Origin of the sequence: Cryobacterium sinapicolor (assembly GCF_004403465.1) — a bacterium.
Lineage (GTDB): Bacteria > Actinomycetota > Actinomycetes > Actinomycetales > Microbacteriaceae > Cryobacterium > Cryobacterium sinapicolor.
The window spans coordinates 1-22,331 of record NZ_SOGQ01000049.1; the positions used below are offsets into that span (position 1 = coordinate 1).

General features: G+C 67.9%; 17 protein-coding genes and 2 tRNA genes. 11 read left to right on the forward strand and 8 right to left on the reverse strand.

Annotation, left to right across the window (positions count from 1 at the left end; genetic code table 11):
* Window positions 1-167: 167 nt before the first annotated feature.
* On the forward strand, window positions 168-413 hold the full coding sequence (locus E3T28_RS17855; protein WP_478213418.1) for a hypothetical protein: 246 nt from the start codon (window positions 168-170) through the stop codon (window positions 411-413).
* A 122-nt stretch (window positions 414-535) separates the two neighbouring features.
* Here E3T28_RS17855 and E3T28_RS09795 read toward each other — a convergent pair.
* The 5 genes from E3T28_RS09795 to serS form a co-directional block, all read right to left on the reverse strand.
* Window positions 536-626: transfer RNA gene (locus tag E3T28_RS09795), tRNA-Ser, on the reverse strand.
* An 89-nt stretch (window positions 627-715) separates the two neighbouring features.
* Window positions 716-1,978: an LCP family protein gene (locus tag E3T28_RS09800; protein WP_134430359.1), complete on the reverse strand. Its 1,263-nt coding sequence runs from the start codon at window positions 1,976-1,978 to the stop codon at window positions 716-718.
* Between the two features lie 41 nt (window positions 1,979-2,019).
* Window positions 2,020-2,104 (reverse strand) — tRNA-Ser (locus E3T28_RS09805).
* Between the two features lie 122 nt (window positions 2,105-2,226).
* A complete protein-coding gene (locus E3T28_RS09810) occupies window positions 2,227-3,039 on the reverse strand; it encodes an HAD family hydrolase (RefSeq protein WP_134430362.1) in 813 nt (270 codons plus the stop codon).
* Window positions 3,036-4,304, reverse strand: coding sequence for a serine--tRNA ligase (serS, locus tag E3T28_RS09815; protein ID WP_134430365.1), 1,269 nt, complete (start codon window positions 4,302-4,304; stop codon window positions 3,036-3,038). The genes E3T28_RS09810 and serS overlap by 4 nt, the downstream gene beginning before the upstream one ends.
* Window positions 4,305-4,352: 48 nt before the next feature.
* On the opposite strand from serS, the gene E3T28_RS09820 reads away from it, so the two are divergent.
* Window positions 4,353-5,345, forward strand: a complete 993-nt coding sequence (locus E3T28_RS09820) for a diacylglycerol/lipid kinase family protein (protein ID WP_134430368.1) — start codon at window positions 4,353-4,355, stop codon at window positions 5,343-5,345.
* 34 nt (window positions 5,346-5,379) lie between these two features.
* Here the strand turns inward: E3T28_RS09820 and pheA are convergent, their stop codons facing one another.
* On the reverse strand, window positions 5,380-6,321 hold the full coding sequence (gene pheA / locus E3T28_RS09825) for a prephenate dehydratase (RefSeq protein ID WP_134430371.1): 942 nt from the start codon (window positions 6,319-6,321) through the stop codon (window positions 5,380-5,382).
* A 36-nt stretch (window positions 6,322-6,357) separates the two neighbouring features.
* Between pheA and pgm the strand changes: the two genes are divergently transcribed.
* Complete coding sequence (pgm, locus tag E3T28_RS09830) at window positions 6,358-7,974, forward strand: phosphoglucomutase (alpha-D-glucose-1,6-bisphosphate-dependent) (protein ID WP_134430374.1); 1,617 nt, start codon at window positions 6,358-6,360, stop codon at window positions 7,972-7,974.
* Between the two features lie 77 nt (window positions 7,975-8,051).
* Here pgm and E3T28_RS09835 read toward each other — a convergent pair whose 3' ends face one another.
* Both E3T28_RS09835 and E3T28_RS09840 read right to left on the reverse strand, forming a co-directional pair.
* Complete coding sequence (locus tag E3T28_RS09835) at window positions 8,052-8,762, reverse strand: amidase domain-containing protein (RefSeq protein WP_134430377.1); 711 nt, start codon at window positions 8,760-8,762, stop codon at window positions 8,052-8,054.
* 141 nt (window positions 8,763-8,903) lie between these two features.
* Window positions 8,904-9,773, reverse strand: coding sequence for a D-alanyl-D-alanine carboxypeptidase family protein (locus E3T28_RS09840; protein WP_241979273.1), 870 nt, complete (start codon window positions 9,771-9,773; stop codon window positions 8,904-8,906).
* A gap of 128 nt (window positions 9,774-9,901) precedes the next feature.
* Here E3T28_RS09840 and E3T28_RS09845 point away from each other — a divergent pair, with 128 nt between their 5' ends.
* From E3T28_RS09845 to E3T28_RS09880, 8 genes are all read left to right on the forward strand, one after another.
* Window positions 9,902-11,653 (forward strand): MDR family MFS transporter, encoded by a 1,752-nt coding sequence (locus E3T28_RS09845; protein ID WP_134430379.1) that lies wholly within the window; start codon window positions 9,902-9,904, stop codon window positions 11,651-11,653.
* A 165-nt stretch (window positions 11,654-11,818) separates the two neighbouring features.
* On the forward strand, window positions 11,819-12,517 hold the full coding sequence (locus tag E3T28_RS09850) for an NAD(P)H-binding protein (RefSeq protein WP_134430382.1): 699 nt from the start codon (window positions 11,819-11,821) through the stop codon (window positions 12,515-12,517).
* Window positions 12,518-12,768: 251 nt separating this feature from the next.
* The gene (locus E3T28_RS09855; RefSeq protein WP_134430389.1) at window positions 12,769-16,329 is read left to right on the forward strand and encodes a hypothetical protein; all 3,561 of its coding nucleotides are present in this window, start codon (window positions 12,769-12,771) and stop codon (window positions 16,327-16,329) included.
* A gap of 191 nt (window positions 16,330-16,520) precedes the next feature.
* A complete protein-coding gene (locus E3T28_RS09860; protein WP_134430392.1) occupies window positions 16,521-17,732 on the forward strand; it encodes an ABC transporter substrate-binding protein in 1,212 nt (403 codons plus the stop codon).
* A gap of 130 nt (window positions 17,733-17,862) precedes the next feature.
* Window positions 17,863-18,849 carry a carbohydrate ABC transporter permease gene (locus tag E3T28_RS09865; RefSeq protein ID WP_134430395.1) on the forward strand — a complete coding sequence of 329 codons (987 nt, stop codon included), beginning with the start codon at window positions 17,863-17,865 and terminating at the stop codon, window positions 18,847-18,849.
* Window positions 18,846-19,688, forward strand: a complete 843-nt coding sequence (locus E3T28_RS09870; protein ID WP_134430397.1) for a carbohydrate ABC transporter permease — start codon at window positions 18,846-18,848, stop codon at window positions 19,686-19,688. The genes E3T28_RS09865 and E3T28_RS09870 overlap by 4 nt, the downstream gene beginning before the upstream one ends.
* A gap of 41 nt (window positions 19,689-19,729) precedes the next feature.
* Window positions 19,730-21,142: a GH1 family beta-glucosidase gene (locus E3T28_RS09875; protein ID WP_134430400.1), complete on the forward strand. Its 1,413-nt coding sequence runs from the start codon at window positions 19,730-19,732 to the stop codon at window positions 21,140-21,142.
* 40 nt (window positions 21,143-21,182) lie between these two features.
* Window positions 21,183-22,211: a LacI family DNA-binding transcriptional regulator gene (locus tag E3T28_RS09880; protein WP_134430403.1), complete on the forward strand. Its 1,029-nt coding sequence runs from the start codon at window positions 21,183-21,185 to the stop codon at window positions 22,209-22,211.
* Window positions 22,212-22,331 lie beyond the last annotated feature (120 nt).

The window sequence follows — 22,331 nt, forward strand, 5'->3', positions numbered from 1 at the left end:
CCGGCGGATTCCAGGAAATCGTGTTCGGCCCCAACAACGAAGTCCTCACCCTCAGCACCGAGAAACGCTTCTTCACCCGGGCCCAACGCCGCGCCATCGCCGCCCGCGACGGGGGTTGCACCATCCCCGGGTGCACCATCCCCGCGGCCTGGTGCGAGGTACACCACGTGATCCCCTGGCACCTCGGCGGGAAAACCAACATCGACAACGGGGTGCTCCTCTGCTGGTACCACCACCACAGCATCGACACCTCCGGCTGGCAGATCCGCATGGTGAAAGGCAAACCCGAAGTCAGGGCACCACTCTGCTACGACCCAACCCAAACCTGGCGGACCACGGGCAACNACCAGGGTCTCAACAGGCTCGACCACCGGGTGCGTGAGTCCCCGGGAGACAGGCCACCACGGTCATGACAGGCTCGACGACCGTGGCGTCAGAGTCAGCGCCCGGGATCGGGGCACGAACACCGTGCGCAAAGAAAATCCCCCGCAGCCGGCGATGGACATGGACACCGGAATGCGGGGGATGAAATGTGCGGAGACGGTGGGATTTGAACCCACGGTACCCCGTGAAGGGTACTCCACCTTAGCAGGGTGGTGCACTAAGCCGTACTATGCGACGTCTCCTCGGTGCCTGCAACGCAAACACACGTGGACAATCATAACCGTACGGACGGCGTCTGCACGAACCAGTGCCGACGGACACCGCCCGGAGGCTACTGGTCCTCGAGCGAGCGGCCCGCGGAGCAGGTGACGTCGCCGGCGGTCTGCCCCTTGACCGAATCGGAGAGCACCGCGGCCGGTGGCGTCGCTGCAGGGTCCGGGGCCGGTGTCGCGGCCGGGTCGGTCTCGGCGGACGGATCAGGGGCCGCTGCAGGGTCTTCGGCGGTCGGGTCTTCGGCAGTCGGAGCCGCGGCCAGCTGGAGCGAGTCGTCGGCAGCCACAGCCGCGAACAGGTCGTCGAAGTCTGGCTGCGACGGGATCACGCCGCCCTCGACGAGACCGGTCGGGACCTGTGCGAAGACGACCTTGCTGAGGTCGATGTCCTTCAGCGCCACAGCGATCGACGCCAATGTGGAGACGTCGTTGAGGCTCGTGGACAGGTTCATGTTGGCCGTCACCGCCTTGGCGAGCGAGTACACCTTGATTGGGTCGGAGAGCGTCGACGCACTCTTCACCGTGCGCACGAGGGACGACAGAAACACCTGCTGGTTACTGATCCGGGTCAGGTCGCTGCCGTCGCCGACGCCGTGGCGGGTGCGCAGGAACTGCAGCGCCTCGAGCCCCTCGAGGGTGTGCATTCCGGCCGGAAGGTAGGTGTTCGTGTACTCGTCCTCGATGTCTTCGGCAACACAGACCGGCACGCCGCCAACGGCCGTGGACATGGCCATGACGCCGCTGAACTGCACCTCGGCCGCGTAGGGGATGCTGAGACCGGTGAGCTTCTCGACCGTGAGCACTGTGCAGGCCAGGCCGCCGTAGGTGAGCGTGGTATTGATCTTCTGGCTGTCCATCGAGTCGAAGGTGCCGCCGGCAGGGTCAGGGCATTCGGGGATGGGAACGTACATGTCCCGGGGGAAGCTGATCACGGAGGCGTTCGTGTGGTCCTCGGAGATGTGCAGCAGCATGGTCACGTCGTTGAGGTCACCGGTGGAATCCACCGGTCCGAACGAGGCGTCCTGGCCCTTGCGGCTGTCGCTGCCCACCACGAGCAGGTTGACTCCGCCGGGGATGGCGTCGATTTCAAATTCTGCGCTCTCGGCCTCGTTGGCCAGCGGCACGCCGTCCTGCACGCTCGCGGCGACGTCGTACGTCGCGATCGCGGCCACGGATGCCCCGCTCACAAGAAGGACGGCCAACGACGCGGCGAGCACCTTGGCCACGGTCACAAACGGGTTGGAGCGGCGCAGACGGCCATGGCGGGCAATGGTGCTGAGCTTCTTCGATCGTATCGAGCGGGGGCGCAATTCGTCGCTCACTCAGGTCCCTTCGTTAGTGCAGGCCGTGCAGAATCGAGGTGCGGAGGGCGTGGGATTCGAACCCACGAGACATCTCTGCCCACCAGTTTTCAAGACTGGCTCCATCGGCCGCTCGGACAGCCCTCCCGGTTCGCCACCCGGCTGCGCTAGTGGAACACGCGGACGCGGACGAGCGAATACCGACCGATTCTAGCCGCTTGCAGACTCTCCAGAGTGCCAGAGCATGCTGGCAGCAGGCTGGGCACCACCTACAGGCTGCTCAGAACAAGCGCGAGCCCGTCTTCGTGCACGGCTCGGGTGATCTCGCTGGCCGCCGTCAGCACGTCCTGCGGAGCCTGACCCATGGCCACTCCCCGGCCGTGGATCGACGCCCACTCCAGCATCTCGATGTCGTTGCGCCCATCACCGACGGCCATCACGCGGCTGCGCGGAATCCCGAATTCGGCGCGCACCCGCTCCATTGCGGTGGCCTTGTTCACTCCGTCGGGGGCGATGTCGAGCCAGGCCGTCCACCCGATCGCGTAGCTCACCCGGTTCAGGCCCATCCGGTCGACGATCTGGAGGAAATCCTCCATGTCGTGGTCCGGCGAGATGACGACGACACGGGTGGCGTCCTGGCGCAGCAGGTCATCGAACTCCACATGCTCGCTGTCCAGCCCGATCGTGGCATCCGGGAACGGCTCGGTGTAGCGGTAGAAGCCGTGCTCGTCTTCGACGGCGTACCGGGCACCGACCAGGTGCGACCGGATCTGCAGCAACACATCGGACGGGTCGAAGGTCTCGACCCATTCGCGGCGGTAGCCGGTGGGGGCGGCCGGGTCGCGGTGCAGGGTGATCGCTCCGTTCGAACAGACGACGAAGCGCGGGGTGATGTCCAGGCGCTCCAGCACCGGGAGCGTGGTGGCGGATGAGCGCCCGGTGGCAAGCATCACCTCGTGGCCGGCCGCGGTGAGGCGCCGCACCTGGTCGAGGACCCCGTCGCTGATCGTGCCGTCCTCATGCATGGTGGTGCCGTCGATGTCGAGGGCAACCAGCCAGGGGGCATCCGTCCGCGTCGTCATGCGCCCACCGGCCGAATGACGTCGATGCCGCCCAGCCAGGGGCGTAGTGCCTCGGGGACCCGCACCGAGCCATCCTCTTGCTGATGCGTTTCGAGTATGGCCACGATCCACCGGGTCGTCGCCAGTGTGCCGTTGAGGGTGCCGACGGGCGCGGTCTTGCCCGATTCGGTGCGATAACGGATGTCGAGCCGGCGCGCCTGGTAGGTGGTGCAATTGCTCGTGCTGGTCAGCTCGCGGTAGGCGTTCTGGGTCGGAACCCAGGCCTCGATGTCGAACTTGCGGGCGGCGCTGGAGCCGAGGTCACCGGCGGCCACATCGATGACGCGGTAGCTGAGACCGAGAGCCTGGAGCATGTCCTCCTGCAAGGCGACGAGGCGGTCGTGCTCGGCCTCGGCGTTCTCCGGCAGCACGTAGGCGAACATCTCCAGCTTGTTGAACTGGTGCACCCGGATGATGCCGCGGGTGTCCTTGCCGCCCGAACCGGCCTCGCGGCGGTAGCAGGTGGACCAACCGGCGTAGCGGAGCGGCCCGTCGGTCAGGTCCAGGATCTCGTCCGAGTGGTAGCCGGCCAGCGCGACCTCGCTGGTACCGGTCAGGTAGAGGTCGTCGGCGGGAAGGTAGTAGATCTCGTCGGCGTGCTCGCCGAGGAAGCCGGTGCCGTCCATGATCTCCGGTCGCACCAGGGTGGGGGTGATCAGCGGGACGAATCCGGCCGCCAGCGCCCGGTCGAGCGCCATGTTCATCAGCGCGATCTCGAGGCGGGCGCCGATGCCGCGCAGGAAGTAGAAGCGGGCGCCGGACACCTTGGCACCGCGGGCCATGTCGATGGCGCCGAGCAGTTCACCCAGTTCGAGGTGGTCGCGCGGCTCGAAGTCGAACGTCGGCACGGCGCCGTGGGTGCGGAGGGTGACGAAATTCTCCTCGCCGCCGGCCGGGACGCCATCGATGACGGGGTTCGCGAGGGTGCGCACGACCGCGGTGAACCGCGCCTCGGCCTCGGCGGAGGCCGCCGCGGCGGCCTTGACGTCGACGGCCAGGCTCTGAGCCTGGGCGACGAGGGCCTTTTTCTCCGCGGGAGGCGCGGAGGCCACCTGCTTGCCGAACTGGTTCTGCGAGGCCCGCAGCGCCTCGAACGCCTGGATGGTGGCGCGACGCTCGGCGTCGGCGGCAAGCGCGTCGTCGACCGCCTCGACCGACGCACCGCGCACTTTCTGAGAACGCTTGATGAGGTCAGGATTCTCTCGCAGCAGCACAGGATCAATCACTGCGCCAGTCTACAAGCGCAGGGTGCGGCAGCTTGCTAGCCTTACCGCGTGGACACTCCCGATCAACCGACAGTTGTTCGGTGGGCCGCCATCGTCTACAACCCCATCAAGGTCGACCTGGACCGCCTGCGGGCGAGCGTGGCCCGCGCGGAGGCCCTGTCGGGCTGGCCCGACTCGCTCTGGTTCCCCACCGCCGCGGATGACGCGGGCAGGCAGGCCGCCCGGCTCGCCCTGGCGCAGGGCGCATCCCTGGTGCTCGTGGCCGGCGGCGACGGCACGATTCGCGCGGTCGCGGACGTGCTGCGGGGCTCCGGCGTGCCGCTGGCCATCGTGCCCCTCGGCACCGGCAACCTGCTGGCCCGCAACCTGGGCCTGCCGCTGACGAACCTTGACGAGGCAACCAGGGTTGCCTTCACGGGCGCGGACAAACCGATCGACGTGGGGGTGGCATCCGTGCGCACCGACGACGGCGCCCTGGCCGACCACGTCTTCCTCGTGATGGCGGGCATCGGCATCGACGCCCAGATGGTCGTCAGCACCCGGCCCGAACTGAAGCGAGCGGTGGGCTGGCTCGCCTACGTCGACGCCGTGGCGCGCGTGCTCCCCCGGGTCAAGCCGTTCCTGATCCGCTACAGCCTAAACGGGCGCCCGCACCGGCCAGCGCACGTGAGCACCATCCTGATCGGCAATTGCGGTCTGCTGCCGGGGAATATCCAGATTCTGCCGGATGCCCGCATCGACGACGGCATCCTCGATATTGCGATGTTGCAGCCCAAAGGCGTGTTCGGCTGGCTCGCGATCTGGCGCCGGGTGACGTGGGAGAACGGCGTTCTGCGGCGCTCGGCGGTGGGGCGGCGGATCATCGCGCGCACCGATTCGACCACCGCACGGGTGATGACGACGCTGCGCGCCGCCGATATCCGGATCGTCGTGGTCGAGCCCCAGGAGTTCGAGGTGGACGGCGACGCGCTCGGCCCGGTGCGATCGGTGTCGCTCTTCACCGACCCTCTCTCCCTGGTGCTGCGGGTTCCCGCCGCCTGAGGGCCGGACTGCTGGACCGGACTGCTGGACCCGGTCAGACTTCGGGCTCGCCGAGCAGCCCGCTCAGCCAGCTGCGCGCGCCGATGAAGACGTCGTCGTCGTAGCGCGAGGTGAACTCGATCGGCTGCTTGTCGGCCCGCGGGTACGAGCCGAGGAAGATCACCTCGGGGCTGAACCGGCGCAGGCCGAGCAGCGCGTCGGCGACGCGTTCGTCGTGGATGTGGCCGTCGGCGTCGATCACGAACCGGTAGCGGCCCATGGCGTCGCCGATCGGGCGCGACTGGATCAGGCTGAGGTTGACGCCCCGGGTGGCGAACTGCTCGAGCATCTCGAGCAGGGCGCCGGAGCGGTCCTCGGGCAGCTCGACGATCAGGCTGGTCTTGTCGGCGCCGGTGCGGGGCGGCACGGCCGTGGTACGGCTGACGAGGACGAAGCGGGTGACCGCGTTGGCGTTGTCGCCGATGGCGCGGGCGAGCACGACCACATCGTGGTGCTTCTCGATGCCGGGCGGGGCGATGGCGGCATCCGCCTGCCCGGTATCGACCAGCGACGCCGCTGCGGCCACGTTGCTCGACGCCGGGAGGTGGCCGTGATGCGGCAGGTTGGACTCCAGCCAACGGCGGCACTGCGCGTAGGCCACCGGATGCGCGTTGATGGTCTTCACATCGGCCAGCACTGTGCCCGGGCGAGCCACCAGGACGAAGTTCACCGGAACCAGGTACTCGCCGATGATGCGCAGGCCGGGCACGCTGGCGAGGGCGTCCTGCGTGGCGGACACGCCGCCGTCGACGGAATTCTCGATCGCGATCATCGCGGCGACGCTGCGGCCGGACACGACGTCGTCGAACGCCTCACCCACGTTGTTCACGGCACGCCACGTCTTGCCCTGGGCCCGGACGACCTGGGCGAGGGCCGCCTCGGTGAAGGTGCCAGTCGGCCCGAGAAAGCTGTAGCTGACATTGCGCGACTCGGACATGGAGATCAGCCTAGTTGCAGTGCAAGACTGGGGACCATGAACGAACGCGCGGGCACAGCGGCCCTGGAATCTGACCTTGTCGATGTCGAAGCATTGGTGAAGGCCTACTACGATCTGAAACCGGATGTCACGGTGCCCGCCCAGCGGGTGGCCTTCGGAACCTCCGGCCACCGAGGGAGTTCCCTCAACACGGCTTTCAATGAAGACCACATTATCGCGACCACTCAGGCGATCGTGGAGTTCCGCGCCGCCCAAGGCATCACCGGGCCGCTCTTTATCGGCACCGACCCGCACGCCCTGAGTGCGCCGGCCTACACGACCGCCCTCGAGGTACTCGTCGCCAACGGCGTGCGGGTGCTGGTCGACGAATTCGACGACTACGTGCCCACTCCGGCCCTCTCGCACGCGATCCTGGCCTACAACCGGGCCGGCAACAGCGATGAGGCCGACGGGATCGTGGTCACCCCGAGCCACAACCCGCCCACCGACGGCGGTTTCAAGTACAACCCGCCGCACGGCGGGCCGGCCGACAGCGACGCCACCTCGTGGATCGCCACCCGGGCCAATGAGCTCATCGCCGGCGGACTCAAAGACGTGAAAATGAGCGAGCCCAGCGCGGTCGAAACCTACGACTTCCGTGGCGAGTATGTGAACGACCTCGAGAACATCATCGACATGGCCGCCATCAAGGCCAGCGGCATCCGGATCGGTGCCGACCCGCTCGGCGGCGCGAGCGTGGGCTACTGGGGCGCGATCCGCGATCGTTACGAGCTCAACTTGACCGTGATCAACCCTCACGTCGACCCCACCTGGCGCTTCATGACCCTGGACTGGGACGGCAAGATCCGGATGGATCCGTCGAGCCCCTCGGTGATGGCATCCGTCGCCGCCCACAAGGACGAGTTCGACATCGTCACCGGTAACGACGCCGACGCCGACCGGCACGGGATCGTCACCCCCGACGGCGGGCTGATGAACCCGAACCACTTCCTGGCCGTGGCCATCGACTACCTGTACAGCCACCGCGAGGGCTGGCGGGCGGATGCCGCGATCGGCAAGACACTCGTCTCGTCCACCATGATCGACCGCGTCGCGGGCTTCCTCGGCCGCGAACTCTGGGAGGTGCCGGTCGGCTTCAAGTGGTTCGTTCCGGGCCTGATCGACGGTTCGGTCGCGTTTGGCGGCGAGGAGAGCGCCGGCGCGAGCTTCGTGCGATTCGACGGCACCGTCTGGACTACCGACAAGGACGGCATCCTGCTGGCCCTGCTCGCCTCGGAAATCCTAGCCGTGACCGGCAAGAGCCCGAGTCAGCGCTACGCCGAGCTGGCCGCGCACTTCGGCGCCCCGGCCTACGCCCGCGTGGACGCGGCGGCGACGCCCGCCCAGAAAGCCCAGCTGTCGAAGCTCGACGGCGACGCGATCACGGCGACTGAGCTCGCGGGCGAGAAGATCCTCGCCAAGATGAGCCACGCTCCCGGCAACGGTGCGGCGATCGGCGGCGTCAAGGTCATCACCGAGAACGCCTGGTTCGCGGCCCGGCCCAGTGGCACCGAGGACGTCTACAAGATCTACGCCGAGTCATTCAAGGGCCCGGAGCACCTGAAGCAGGTGCAGATCGAGGCCAAGGGCATCGTCGACGACGCGATCGCCTAGCGGGCCCGGTGCGCCGTTGCGCGGGTGGCTCACCGCCCGTTCAACGGCGCAGCACCCGCGCAGGCCGACAGTCAGAGCTAGGGAATGCTCCAGTAGTACGCCGTGGCGCCCGGGTGCTTCTCGGTGATCGCGTAGTCGACGGATCGGAAGTCGGTGTCGTCGGTGTGGCCGGCGTAGTAGATCTGGATGTCGTCGCCGGAGCCCTCGATCCGGGTGACGACCCCGGTGTGGTCGCGGTCGCCGGAGTTGTCCCAGTCGAACTGGGCGACGTCGCCGAGCTTCACTTGGTCGCGCTGGTCATCCGTCAGGGCGGTGGCGCGGCCGGACTGCGCCACGTAGTCCCGGAACGCGGTGGAGCTGATCCAGGGCGAGGACGTGTCGAAGTCGGAGCCCGTTCCCTCCGACCACCACTGGTCGTCCATGGTCCAACCCCGCTCGATCAGGGACTGGCTGGTGAAATTGACGCAGTCATTGTCGGTGATGACGCCGTAGGCATCCGTGTTGTAGTCGGTCCAGTGGGCCAGCATATAGCTCACCTGCGCCTGCACCTGGGGGTCGACGGGAACCGGTTCTCCGACCTCCGCGGGGACGACCCGCTCGGTAGCCGTCGTGTCGGGCTCGGTCTCGTCGGCCTTCGGCGCGGCCTGCGTGGAGTCTGCGGCCGGGGTGGCCGTTGCCGCGGCCGTGGGTTCACCGCTGGACGCCCCGGCCACTGCGGCCGTTCCGGCCACGAGGCCACCCAGGACGAGCACGGCAGCGACGATACGGAAACGTCGGGTCAGAACCACAGAATTCTCTCTTCGATCGGGGTGCCACCGGGGGGTGTGGCAGACTCACCCCTTTTGGGGGGCGGAATATAGGTAATCACACTTATCCGGGAAATGCCCGGGCGCCCGACACGCCGGGCCGGCGAGGAGGCGAGAGCGGGATCAGTTGTAGCCGGGAGCCGCCGGGAGCCCGAAGAACTCCTCGAGGGTGGCCGTGCCGGTGTCGTGCATTTCCGTCGCCAGTTCCGGACCGATATAGCGGAAGTGCCAGGGCTCGTAGCCGTAGCCGGTGATCGCCACCTTGTCGGCCGGGTAGCGCAGCAGGAACCCGAAACGCCAGGCATTTCCGGCAAGCCACTGCCCCTGTGGGGTGCCGCCGAAGCAGGCATCCAGCGAACAGTTTCCAGGCAGCGCGCTGATGTCGATGGCCAGACCGGTCTGGTGCTCGCTGGTTCCCGGCCGGGCGGTGCTGGTGTCGGCGAACGCCTGACCATTGTCGGCCACGTCGCGATTGTAGACGTCCACCTGGGTGTCGTGGCTGCGATAGGAGCTCTGGGACTGGAGCGCCAACCCGGTCTCGGCGGTGAATGCCGCGAACAGGGCGACGGTTGCCTCTGACGCCTCGCGGCGCAGTTGCGGGCTCCAGACGTGAGGCACGGGAACGTCGACGAGGTCGGTCGGCGCGTAGTCGATCGGGTTCAACGGGCGGGTCTTGTCGACGACGACCCAGAGACTCGACGGATCATCGAGCGAACGGGCGGCCCGGTCGAACAGGGGCATTTCTACCGGGTCCGGGGAAACGGTCGGAGCCGCCCGAGCGGGAGTGGGCGTCGAGGGGGGGCCGATGCTCGGCTCGGTGCCGGGCATCGGCGTCGACGTGACCAGTGGACCGGCCTCGAGGGGTTTGGTCCCCCCGGTCAGGGCTCCGGCCGTCACCGCTCCGGCCCCGAGTGCGAGGATGACGATGGACAGCAGAACGATGCGCCTCCGCCGAAACGGTTGCGCCACCCCCAGTGCCCGATCTCCCCACACGATGCCGAGCCTAGTCCCGCCGAGGGTGCACGACCTTCCGCCTCTCCGACGATGCTTGAAGAATGGTTGCTGATCGTGTAACTTTGCGCACGATGCAAACTTCTACCGCCCCAGCCGCCCCTCCGCTGATGTCCCACCGCCAGATCCTCTTCGTCATCTTCGGACTGATGGCCGGGATGTTCCTCTCCGCCCTCGACCAGACCATTGTGGGAACGTCGATGCGCACCATCGCCGACGACCTCGACGGCATGGCGCTGCAGGCCTGGGTGACAACCGCCTACCTGATCGTGTCCTGCATCAGCACGCCGATCTACGGCAAGCTCAGCGACATCTTCGGGCGCCGCCCACTATTCCTGATCGCGATCACGATCTTCCTCGTGGGCTCGCTCCTGGCCGGCCTGGCGAACTCGATGTACGAGCTCGCCGCCTTCCGGGCCATCCAGGGGCTCGGCGCCGGCGGCCTGATGGCACTCCCCCTGACGATCATGGGCGACATGCTGGCACCGCGGGAGCGTGCGAAGTACCAGGGATACTTCCTGGCCGTCTTCGGGGTGTCCAGCGTGATCGGTCCGCTCATCGGCGGCGTCCTGTCGGGCTCGGACACGATCCTTGGGATCACGGGCTGGCGCTGGGTCTTCCTGATCAACCTCCCGATCGGCGTCATCGCCCTCGCCATCGTGCTGAAGTTTCTGCACGTGCCCCATTTCGCCCGGCCGGTCCGCATCGACTGGTGGGGCGCGGTGACCGTGATCCTCGCGGCCGCGCCGCTACTGCTCGTGGCCGAGCAGGGCCGCACCTGGGGCTGGGTCTCCACCCCCTCGATCGCCTGCTACGTGATCGGCGCCCTGAGCATCGCGCCCTTCATCCTGGCCGAGCGACTGATGGGCGACGACGCGCTCATCCCGCTAAAACTGTTCAGGTCGTCCACGTTCAGAATGGCGACCATCCTTGGGGTCTTCGTCGGCTTCGGCATGTTCGGCGCCATGATGACCGTGCCGCTCTACCTGCAGCTCGTCAACGGGGCAACCCCCACCGAGAGCGGCTTCCTGATGCTGCCGATGATCGCCGGACTGATGGTCTCCTCCATCGTGAGCGGCCAGCTGATCGCCCGCACCGGGCGCTACAAAATGTTCCCCACCATCGGCACGGCCTTCATGTCGGCCGGCTTCCTGCTCTTCACCTTCGCCACGGCGGACAAGCCAGTCGGATTCATGATGGCCGGGATGCTCCTGATTGGTCTCGGCCTCGGCCAACTGATGCAGACGCTCACCATCGCCAGCCAGAACTCCGTCGGGCCGCGGGACATCGGCGTGGCGACCTCCGCCTCCACCTTCTTCCGGCAGATCGGTGGCACCCTCGGCACGGCAGTGCTGTTCTCGGTGTTGTTCACCCGCATCCCGGGCACGATCAACGCGGCCTTCGGCAACCCGACCATCGCCTCCGGGGTCAGGGCCGCCGCGACGGACCCCGCCGTGCAGGCCGACCCGGCGAACACCGGCATCCTGGCGCTGCTGGCCGATCCGGGCAGCGTGGGCGGAGCCCTCGACGGGGACACCTCCTTCCTCAACGCGGCCGACCCGCGGCTCGCGGAGCCCTTCCTCGTCGGCTTCAACGACGCATCCGTCACTGTCTTCTGGGTGAGCCTCGCCGTGGTGCTGGTCGCATTCGTGCTGAGCCTCTTCCTCAAGGCGCCGCCGCTGCGTAACACCTCCGCCCTGCAGGAGGCCGCGGACGAGAATGCGGCCGAGCTGGCCGAGCTGGCCGAGCAGGCCGAGCCGACTCGGGATGCTCAGCGGGCCGCCGACAGGATGGGCGCCCTGATCGAGACCGGGGTCGACGTCGACGAGTTCGAGCGCGCGCCGCGCCCGAAGCCCAGCTAGCGCCGAACCAATTCGACGGAGATTTTGCTCTCACCGTGCCGTTTTTGGGTCAAAACAGCGATCTGAGCGAAAATCTCCGTCGAATTCGCACGGGGCACCGTGTCCTGGGCGGCCGGGACCGGCGTACGCGGGAATTGTGCGGGCCGACGGGGCGTTGTAGGTGCCATGCGTATTGTTATTGCAGGTGGACACGGAAAAATTGCTCGGCAGCTCACGCGGGAGCTCGCGAAGGGCGGCCACGAGGTCGTCGGGCTGATCCGCACTGAGGATCAGAGAGCGGATCTCGTCGCTGACGGGGCCGTTCCGGCGGTGATCGACCTCGAGCAGGCCCCATCGGCCGAGGTCGCCCGCCTCCTGGCCGGCGCCGACGTCGCGGTTTTCGCCGCGGGCGCCGGGGCGGGCGGCAGCGAGGAGCGCCGTCAGGCCGTCGACTTCGGCGGCTCCGTGCGGCTGGCCGACGCGGCCGAGGCCGCCGGCGTGGCGCGCTTCATCCAGATCTCGTCGACCGGCACCGAGAAGGTGCGGGACGGGCAGACCCCTGCGGATGTCCCGGCGGACTTCCTGGGTTACCTGCAGGCCAAACTGGCGGCCGAAGAGGACCTCATCACCCGACCCCTGGCCTGGACGATCGTTCGCCCCGGCGGCCTGGTCGACGAGCCCGCAACCGGTCTGGTGCGGCTGAACCCGGCCGGCCCCGGCTTGGCGGAGGATCGCGCGACCGTGCCCCGCGGGGACGTCGCGGCCGTGCTGGCCGCCCTGATCGAGACCGGCGCTGCCCCACGCCGGGTGTTGCATCTGGTCTCCGGCGACACCCCCGTTGCGGTCGCCGTGGCCGCTTTCGCCTCGGGCGGCGTCGACCGCTGAGCCCCGACACTGACCTGAGGGCACTGACCTTCCGGCGCCGACCTGAGGGCACTGACCTCTCTGCACTGACCTGAGGGCACTGACCTCTCGGCGCCGACCCGGCCACGCCGACCCCTCGCGGGACCCCGCGAGGGGTCGGCGCTTGAATGAGCAGGGGATGTCTGGCAGTCTGTGAGAGCGCTCTCATCAGTGAGATGATGGGGCCGTCCCCGGCTGGAACATCCGCCGGGGTGAATCCAATGGAGGATCATATGCCCCTCGAGTCCACTGCCCAGTACACCGCCCGGGGCGAGAGCCCGTTCGACCCCGCGGAGGGCACGGATACCGTAGTGGGCATCGATCCCGCGGAGGGCACGGATCCCGCAGTGGGCATTGTCCGGGGCGGAGCGGTCGATCTGGACGGACGCCGGTTCTACCGGATCGAGGCCTATGACCAGATGCCGCCGTTCTTCATGACCCTCGTCGGCGCGAGCGACGTTTGGCTCTTCATCTCGAGCACGGGCGGCCTGACGGCGGGACGGGTCGACGCCGATCGGGCCCTGTTCCCGTACTACACCGATGACAAGGTCACCGAGAGTGGCGGTCGAACCGGTGGGCTCAGCGTGCTGCTGGTTCGTCGACCCGACGGAACCAGCACCCACTGGCAGCCGTTCGCGGAGGTGCGCCCCGGCGATCAGGCCGCGCAGCGCACGCTGTACAAGGATGCCCTCGGCGTCACACTGGTCTTCGAGGAGACCCGCCGGGATCTCGGCCTGCGCCTGCGCGTGACGTGGCAGACCAGCGCCCGCTTCGGCGTCGTGCGCAGCTGCGCTCTGACCTCACTCACCGGCGAGCAGCCCGGCAATTTCCCCGGCAACATTCCCAGCGCCATTCCCGGCGGGCAACTCCAGATCGACCTCCTCGACGGCCTGGTGAACATCCTTCCCGCTGGGGCAGGCAAGAAGACGCAGAACGAGTTGAGCGTGCTCCTCGACGCCTACAAGCGCGCCGAGCTCGACCCGTCGACGGGCCTCGGCCTGTTGACACTGAGCGCCACGCTCTCCGACCTCGCCGAGCCCAGCGAGTCGTTGCAGGCCAACGTGGCGTGGCAGGTCGGGCTGGACAACGCCGAGTACCTGCTCTCGACCAGCCAGGTCTCCGCCTTCGCCCGGGGCCGGGGCATCACCGCCGAGACGGATGTCCGCGGGCAGCGCGGCGCCTACCTCGTGCACGCGCAGATCGCACTGGCCCCCGGCAGCACTCTCCGCTGGCAGATCGTCGCCGACGTGAACCAGGATGCGGCGGACGTCGTCGCCCTGCGCGCGACGCTGCGCGACCCGCTCGCACTCGCCGAGGACCTGGCGGCCGACATCGCGGCCACCCGGTCCGACCTGGAGACGATCCTCGGAGCCACCGACGCCGCCCAGCACACGGGCGACGAACTCGCCACCATCCACCACACCGCCAATGTGCTCTACAACACGATGCGCGGCGGCGTCCCCGCCGAGGGCTACACGGTGGAGTCGAGTGATGTGCGGGCGTTCATCCTGCAGCGGAGCCAGGCGACCGCTCGGCGCTGCGCCGCGGTGCTGGAGTCGCTACCGGAGCGGCTGCGCGCCGACGAACTCATCGCTATCGCCGAGGCGCACGGCGATACCGACCTGTGGCGCCTCGCCACGGAGTACCTGCCGCTCACGTTCAGCCGCCGGCACGGTGACCCGAGCCGACCGTGGAACCAGTTCCGGATCGTGCTGAAGGACGAGAGGGGCATCCGTCGACTGGAGTACCAGGGCAACTGGCGGGACATCTTCCAGAACTGGGAGGCGCTGGCCTGGTCGTTCCCCGAATATGTGGAGTCGATGGTCACGATCTTCCTCGACGCCACGACCGCCGACGGCTACAACCCCTACCGGATCTCCCGCGAGGGCATCGACTGGGAGGTCCCCGAGCCCGAAGACCCGTGGGCCAACATCGGGTACTGGAGCGACCACCAGATCATCTACCTGCTCAAGCTGCTCGAGACCTCCCACCGTTTCCACCCGGGGCGCCTCGACGCGCTGATCAACCGGGCGGCCTTCACCCACGCCGACGTGCCGTACCGGATCGCCGCCTATGCGGACATCCTCACGGACCCGTACAACACCATCACCTTCGACGACGAGCGACAGGGCACGATCACCCGGCGGGTCGCCGCAGAGGGCTCCGACGGGCGGCTGGTGCACGGCGCCGACGGCGAACTCGTGCGGGTTACGCTGGCCGAGAAGGTCCTGCTGCTCCTGCTCGCCAAACTCGTCAACCTGGTGCCGGACGGCGGTATCTGGATGACAACCCAGCGCCCGGAATGGAACGACGCCAACAACGCCCTTGTCGGCCGCGGACTGTCGGTGGTCACCCTCGCCTACCTGCGCCGCTACCTCGTCTTCGTGCGGGACCTCCTGACGGTCGACGTCGAGCTCTCGAGCGAGCTCGCCGGACTGCTCACCGCCGTGCACAACGTGCTTTTCGAGCATGCGGATGCCGTGGCCGACGGCTTCGACTCCACTCGCCGCCGGGCCGTGATGGACGGTCTGGGCGAGGCCGGGACCGCCTACCGTGAGCAGGTCTACGCCGGGTTCGGCGGAGACCGGACGACGGTCGCCGCGGGAGACGTCGCCGAACTGCTCGATCTGGCTCGGCGCTTCGTCGAGGGTGCACTACAGGCCAACCGGCGGGACGACGGGCTCGTGCACTCGTACAACGTGATAGAACTCGGGGCCGGGACAGCCGACGTGCGGCGGCTCGCGGAGATGCTCGAGGGCCAGGTCGCCATCCTCTCCTCCGGACTGCTCGGCCCGGAGGAATCCCTGGATCTGCTCGGCGCCCTGCGCACGAGCCGGCTGTACCGCGCCGATCAGCACAGCTACATCCTCTATCCCGACAAGGACCTTTCGTCCTTCCTCGACCGCAATACCTTCAGCGCCGCGCGGGCCGCCGACTGCCCCCTCGCCCTGCGGCTCGCCGCGGCCGGCGACCGCAGCGTCGTCGTGCGGGACGTCCAGGGCGACCTGCACTTCGCAGCCCACATCCGCAATGCCCGGGGCGTGTCGGAGGCGCTCGACCGGATCAGTGCCGACCCGGCGTTTGGGGACGCCGTGGAACAGGACCGGGAGGAACTCCTCGCCATCTTCGAGGAGGTCTTCACGCATGCGGAGTTCACCGGGCGCTCCGGCTCGTTCTTCGCCTACGAGGGCCTCGGCAGCATCTACTGGCACATGGTCTCGAAGCTGCTGCTCGCGGTGCAGGAGACCCTCGAACGGGCCGTCGCCGACCGGGCGGATGCGTCCGCGATCCAGGGCCTGATGGCGGCGTACGAGGACGTGCGGGCCGGCATCGGCTACTGCAAGGATCCACTGACTTACGGCGCGTTCCCCACCGACCCCTACTCGCACACGCCCGCCGGCCACGGTGCCCGGCAGCCGGGCATGACCGGACAGGTGAAGGAGGAGGTGCTCACCCGCCTGGGCGAGCTCGGCCTGCGGGTGGAGGACGGTCGCATCCGTGTGCGGCCCACCCTGCTACGGGCCGGCGAGTGGACCACGACCCCCGGCACGTTCGCCTACCGGAACGTCACCGGTGAGCAGCAGAGCATTGAGCTGCCCGCGGGCGCGCTCGCTTTCACGTTCTGCCAGGTCCCGGTCGTGTTCCGCCGGGGCGGCCCGCTGGAGGTGGTCGCGCACCTCTCCGACGGCACCGAGGTGACCGGTCCGGGAGGCGCGCTCGGCGCCGAGGTGAGCGCGAGCGTCTTCCGCCGCGACGGCCGGGTGCGCTCCCTCACGGTCACGATACCGGGGTGAGAGCGCTCTCTTGACAAAGCACCGATGCGCCCACTAGCGTAAGCAGCAACACGTGAGAGCGCTCTCACAGCACCGGTGAGAGCGGACTCACATCCACCTATCAGCACGCACACAAGGGAGTGACCGTGAAGCGTTTCCCGCGCAGCACACTTGCAGTAACAGTCGCCGGAGCAGCATCATTCGCACTGGTGATGTCCGGCTGTTCAGCCGGCACCGGCACCGAGCAGTCCACCGGCGACAACGTCAAACTGACCGTCGCGACGTTCAATGAATTCGGTTACGACGACCTGTTCGCCGAGTATGAGAAGGCCAACCCGAATGTCACCATCACGCACAAGAAGGCCGCCACCTCCAACGAGGCCCGCGACAACCTCACCACCCGTCTCGCGGCAGGCAGCGGCCTGAGCGACGTCGAAGCGATCGAGGTCGACTGGCTGCCCGAACTGCTGCAGTACTCCGACCAGTTCGTCGACCTCGCGTCCGACGACGTCGACGAGCGCTGGCTCGACTGGAAGACCGAAGCCGCGACGGATGCCGACGGCCGTCTGATCGCGTATGGCACCGACATCGGCCCGGAAGCCGTCTGCTACCGCTCCGACCTGTTCGCCGCCGCCGGGCTGCCGACCGATCGCGCCGAGGTCGCCGCACTCCTCGGCACCAGTTGGGAAAGCTACTACGCAGCCGGCGAGAAGTTCGCTGCTGGAGGCACTAACGTGCCGTGGTTCGACTCGGCCGGAGCCACCTGGCAGGGCGTCGTCAACCAGATCCCCAACGCCTATGAAGAAGAAGACGGCACCATCATCGCCACCGAGAACCCGGAGGTGAAGGAGGCCTACACGAGCGTGCTCGAGGCCAGCACCACGCTGTCCGCGCACCTCGGACAGTGGAGCGACGACTGGACAGCCAGCTTCCAGAACGACGGCTTCGCCACCATGCTCTGCCCGGGCTGGATGCTGGGCGTCATCTCCGGCAACGCCGAGGGCGTCGCCGGCTGGGACATCGCCGACACATTCCCCGGCGGCGGCGGCAACTGGGGCGGCTCGTACCTGACCGTTCCCGAGCAGTCCAAGAACCAGGCCGAAGCGCAGAAGCTCGCTTCCTGGCTGACCGCCCCGGAGCAGCAGCTCAAGGCGTTCGCGTCCAAGGGCACCTTCCCGAGCCAGCTTGAAGCCCTCGAGAGCGACGAGCTCCTCGGTGCCACGAACGAGTTCTTCAACAACGCGCCGACCGGTGAGATCCTCGCCAACCGTGCCGCTGCAGTCGACGTGACCCCGTTCAAGGGCGAGTTCTACTTCGCGATCAACGACGCCATGCAGCAGGCGCTCACCCGCGTCGAAGACGGCACGATGACGCCCGACGAGTCGTGGGCTCAGTGGGTCACCGACGTCGAGGCGCTCGGCTAACCAGCACCACCCCGGAGGCCGGGCCGGTCGAGACCATCTGCTCTCGACCGGCCCCCGGTCTTGACATGCTCGACCACCGGGTCTCGACCAGCTCGACCACCGGACACGCTCAACCACCGAAGGACTGTTCATGACTACCGCCGCCGCCGTCGAGGTGAATGCCCGCAGCATCCGCCGCATCGCCCTCAGCCACAAACTGAGCCGCTGGGATGTGCGTTTCTCGCCCTACCTCTACATCTCCCCCTTCTTCCTCGTCTTCGCCGTCATGGGCCTCTTCCCGCTGCTGTACACGGCGTGGGTGTCGGTGCACGACTGGAACCTGATCGGTGGCCAGGGCGACTTCGTCGGCCTGGAGAACTTCGTCACGGTGCTGACCCAGGGGTACTTCTGGAACTCCCTGCGCAACACGTTCAGCATCTTCCTGCTCTCGAGCATCCCGCAGATCATCGTCGCGCTCGGCATCGCAGCCGTGCTCGACTTCAACCTGCGCGGCAAGACCTTCTGGCGCATGGGCGTGCTCCTTCCCTACGTCGTTGCCCCGGTCGCAGTCGCGCTCATCTTCAACGACCTCTTCGGCGACAAATACGGCCTGATCAACAGCGCGATCATGGGCTTGGGCCTCGAGCCAGTGCGTTGGCACGTCGACGTGATCCCCAGCCACCTCGCCATCGCCACGATGGTGAACTTCCGCTGGACCGGTTACAACGCCCTCATCTTCCTGGCCGCCATGCAGGCCGTCCCCCGGGACTACTACGAGGCCGCCATCATCGACGGCGCCAACCGCTGGCGCACCTTCCGGTCGATCACGCTGCCACTGCTGCGACCGATCGTCATCTTCGTCATCCTGACCTCGACGATCGGCGGGCTGCAGATCTTCGATGAGGCGCGCATGTTCGACAACGTCGGCCAGGGCGGGGCCAGCCGTCAGTGGCAGACGCTCACCCTGTACATCTACGAACTCGGCTGGGGCCAGCGCAACTTCGGCAGGGCGTCCGCAGTGGCCTGGCTGCTCTTCCTGATCATCATCCTCATCGCCGTGATCAACTTCCTTATCACCCGGCGTATCGCGGGCACCGCCGACCGCAAGCTGCGCGTCCGCCCGAAAGGCATCTCATGAGCAAGACCATCATCGGCGGCCACGACCGTCGGCCGTCCCTCTGGGTCTACGGGATCCTGATCGCGGTTCTCCTCGGATCGGCCTTCCCGATCTGGTGGTCGTTCCTGATCGGCAGCCAGGATGCCTCCGCACTGAACCAGAACGGCATGATGTGGATTCCCGGCGGGAATTTCATCGCCAACGCGGCCACCGTTATCGACAGCATCCCGTTCTGGACGGCCCTCGGCAACAGCATCATCGTGTCGTCCGTGGTGTCGCTCAGTGTCGTGATGTTCTCTACGCTCGCCGGCTACGCCTTCGCCAAGCTGAAGTTCCGGGGACGGGAAGGCCTGCTCATCTTCGTGATCGCGACCATGGCCGTGCCGACCCAGCTCGGCATCGTGCCGCTGTTCATCGTCATGTCGAGGCTCGGCTGGACCGGCAGCCTCTGGGCAGTCATCGCGCCCGCCATGGTCACCGCATTCGGCGTGTTCTGGATGACCCAGTACCTGCGAGACGCTCTTCCCGATGAGCTGATCGAGGCGGTGCGGATGGACGGGGCGTCGATGATCCGCAGCTTCTGGCACATCGGTCTCCCGGCCGCCAGGCCGGCCGCCGCGATGCTCGCCCTGTTCACGTTCATCGGCACTTGGACCAACTTCTTCTGGCCGTTCATCGTGCTCGGCCCGGGCAACCCGACCCTCCCGGTTGCACTGCAGCAACTGCAGGCCGCGTTCTACGTCGACTACTCGCTCGTGCTCGCCGGCGTCGTTCTCTCGATCATCCCGCTGATCCTGGTGTTCATCTTCCTGGGCAAGCAACTGGTCGCCGGAATCATGCAGGGCGCGGTCAAGGGATGACCTCGGTCGGCACATTCGAAAAGATCACCGAGAATATGGGTATGACCACACACGAACGCCCTTTCCCGCCGGAATTCCTCTTCGGGGCGGCGACGGCTGCCTACCAGATCGAGGGCGCCGCCCATGAGGACGGGCGCACGGATTCCATCTGGGACACGTTCAGCCGCGTGCCGGGTGCCGTCCTCAAGGCCGACAACGGCGACGTCGCCTGCGACCACTACCACCGCTATCAGGGCGACGTCGCCCTGATGAAGGACCTGGGGCTGCAGACCTACCGCTTCTCCACGTCCTGGGCCCGGGTACGTCCCGACGGCGGGCCGGTCAACCCGAAGGGTGTGGACTTCTACTCCCGCCTGGTCGACGAGCTCCTCGGCGCGGGCATCAAGCCGTGGCTGACCCTCTACCACTGGGATCTGCCGCAGGCCCTCGAGGAGAAGGGCGGCTGGACTAACCGCGACACCGCCGCACGCTTCCGGGACTACGCCCTCACCGTGCACGACGCCCTCGGCGACCGCGTCGGGGTGTGGACCACTCTCAACGAGCCGTGGTGCTCATCCTTCCTCAGCTACACCGGCGGCGCCCACGCCCCCGGACGGCAGAGCCCCCGGGACGGCCTGGCCGCCGCGCACCACCTGCTCCTGGGCCACGGCCTCGCCGTGGAGGCGCTCCGCGAACGGGACCCGAAGCTCGAGCTCGGCATCACGCTCAACCTCACCGTCGCCAAGCCGGTCGATCCGACGCGTGCCGGCGACGTGGACGCCGCCCGCCGCATCGACGGGCAGTTCAATCGGATCTTCCTCGACCCGATCTTCCGCGGCTCCTACCCGGAGGACGTGCTCCAGGACGTCGCCCCGTACGGACTGACCGATTTCATCCACGACGGAGACCTGGCCCAGATCAACCAGCCGATCGACACCCTCGGCGTGAACTATTACCACGGCGACCTGGTCAGTGATCGCCCGGCCGAGCATCCGTTGCTCGCCCAGGCCCCGACCGACCGCCCCACCCGGTCGCCGTTCCCAGCGGCCGACGGCGTCTACGACCACCCGCAGGGGCTGCCGCTGACCGCGATGGAGTGGGAGGTGCAGCCCGACGGACTGCGCGAGCTTCTCGTTCGCGTGAACACCGACTACGCCGCCCCGACCGACACGAGCCTCTACGTCACCGAGAACGGCGCGGCGTTCGACGACGTCGTCGCCGCAGACGGAAGCGTTCCGGATGCCCGGCGCACCGAATTCCTCACCGACCATCTGGGCGCCATCCTGGACGCGATCGATGAGGGCGTCGATGTCAAGGGGTACTTCTACTGGTCCCTCATGGACAACTACGAGTGGGCCTGGGGCTACGAGAAGCGCTTCGGCATCGTTCGGGTCGACTACGCCACCCAGGAGCGCACCGTCAAGGACAGCGGTCGAGCCTATGCCGAGATCATCCGCAACCGCGCCCTCTCCTGAACGGGAACCGCGGGCGACGCGCACTAATTAGACTGCTGTCATGACAACCAGTGTGCGCCAGGGCCGTCCTTCGCCACCCACCCTGGAAATGGTGGCCGAGGTGGCCGGGGTCTCCCGGGCCACTGTGAGCCGGGTCGTGAACGGGTCCCCCAAGGTCAGCCCGGAGATCGTCGCCTCGGTGACCAAGGCCATCAACCAGCTCAACTACGTGCCGAACCGGGCGGCTCGCTCGCTGGCGAGCCGGCAGACCGAGGCCGTGGCCCTGGTCGTGCCCGAGGACATGACACGGTTCTTCGGTGACCCCTACTTCGCCGCGGTCGTGCAGGGCATCACCCGACGCCTCGACCAGAGCGACTACACGCTCAACCTGCTTGTCGCCTCGAGCGACCCGCGGCACAAGACCTTGCGCTACCTGCGCTCGGGCAACGTCGACGGCGCGCTGATCATCTCGCACCACACCGGTGACGACTTCGTGGCCGAGCTTGAGACGACCATGCCGGTGGTCTTCGGTGGCCGACCGTCGAACGCCGACAACCTCGATGCCTTCTTCGTCGACGTGGACAACATGGCGGGCGCCGCCACGGGAACCCAGCGCCTGATCGACATCGGCCGCCGCCGCATCGGCTCGATCTCCGGCGCGGTGGACATGCCGGCCGGCATCGACCGCCTCACCGGGTTCGAGCGCACGCTCGAGCGGGCCGGTTTGCCCGCGGATGCCGTCGAGCTCGCCGACTTCACGGCCGCCGGCGGTGCGGCAGCCACCCGCCGGTTGCTGGAGCGGTGCCCCGACGTCGACGGCCTGTTCGTGGCGAGCGACCTGATGGCCACCGGGGCGGTCGACGTGCTGCGAGAGTTCGGCCGCTCGGTGCCCGGGGACGTGGCCATCGTCGGGTTCGACGACAGCCCGGCCGCGACGAGCGGCCCGGTGCCGCTGACCACCGTGAGCCAGCCCTCCGAGGAGATGGGCTACGCGATGGCGGACATCCTGCTGCGCCGGCTCGCCGGAGACGAGAGCATGCCGCATCGCACCCTCATGCCGACCCGCCTGGTGCTGCGCGAGTCGGCCTAACCGTCCCGTGAGTGTGCCCGTTCCGGTCGAGAGTGACCGGCACAGCGGTCACTCTCGACCGGAACGGGCACTTTACCGCTGAGCGCGGGGCGCGCCGGCGGGACGGGCGGGACGGGCGGG

Excerpts from the sequence above, each read along its gene's own strand:
- pgm (WP_134430374.1), top strand. The coding sequence starts at position 6,358 with ATGAACGAACGCGCGGGCACAGCGGCCCTGGAATCTGACCTTGTCGAT.
- E3T28_RS09870 (WP_134430397.1), top strand. The coding sequence starts at position 18,846 with ATGAGCAAGACCATCATCGGCGGCCACGACCGTCGGCCGTCCCTCTGG.
- E3T28_RS09875 (WP_134430400.1), top strand. The coding sequence starts at position 19,730 with ATGACCACACACGAACGCCCTTTCCCGCCGGAATTCCTCTTCGGGGCG.
- E3T28_RS09845 (WP_134430379.1), top strand. The coding sequence starts at position 9,902 with ATGTCCCACCGCCAGATCCTCTTCGTCATCTTCGGACTGATGGCCGGG.
- E3T28_RS09865 (WP_134430395.1), top strand. The coding sequence starts at position 17,863 with ATGACTACCGCCGCCGCCGTCGAGGTGAATGCCCGCAGCATCCGCCGC.
- pheA (WP_134430371.1), bottom strand. The coding sequence starts at position 6,321 with ATGTCCGAGTCGCGCAATGTCAGCTACAGCTTTCTCGGGCCGACTGGC.
- E3T28_RS09880 (WP_134430403.1), top strand. The coding sequence starts at position 21,183 with ATGACAACCAGTGTGCGCCAGGGCCGTCCTTCGCCACCCACCCTGGAA.
- E3T28_RS09860 (WP_134430392.1), top strand. The coding sequence starts at position 16,521 with ATGTCCGGCTGTTCAGCCGGCACCGGCACCGAGCAGTCCACCGGCGAC.
- E3T28_RS09810 (WP_134430362.1), bottom strand. The coding sequence starts at position 3,039 with ATGACGACGCGGACGGATGCCCCCTGGCTGGTTGCCCTCGACATCGAC.
- E3T28_RS09855 (WP_134430389.1), top strand. The coding sequence starts at position 12,769 with ATGCCCCTCGAGTCCACTGCCCAGTACACCGCCCGGGGCGAGAGCCCG.
- E3T28_RS09850 (WP_134430382.1), top strand. The coding sequence starts at position 11,819 with ATGCGTATTGTTATTGCAGGTGGACACGGAAAAATTGCTCGGCAGCTC.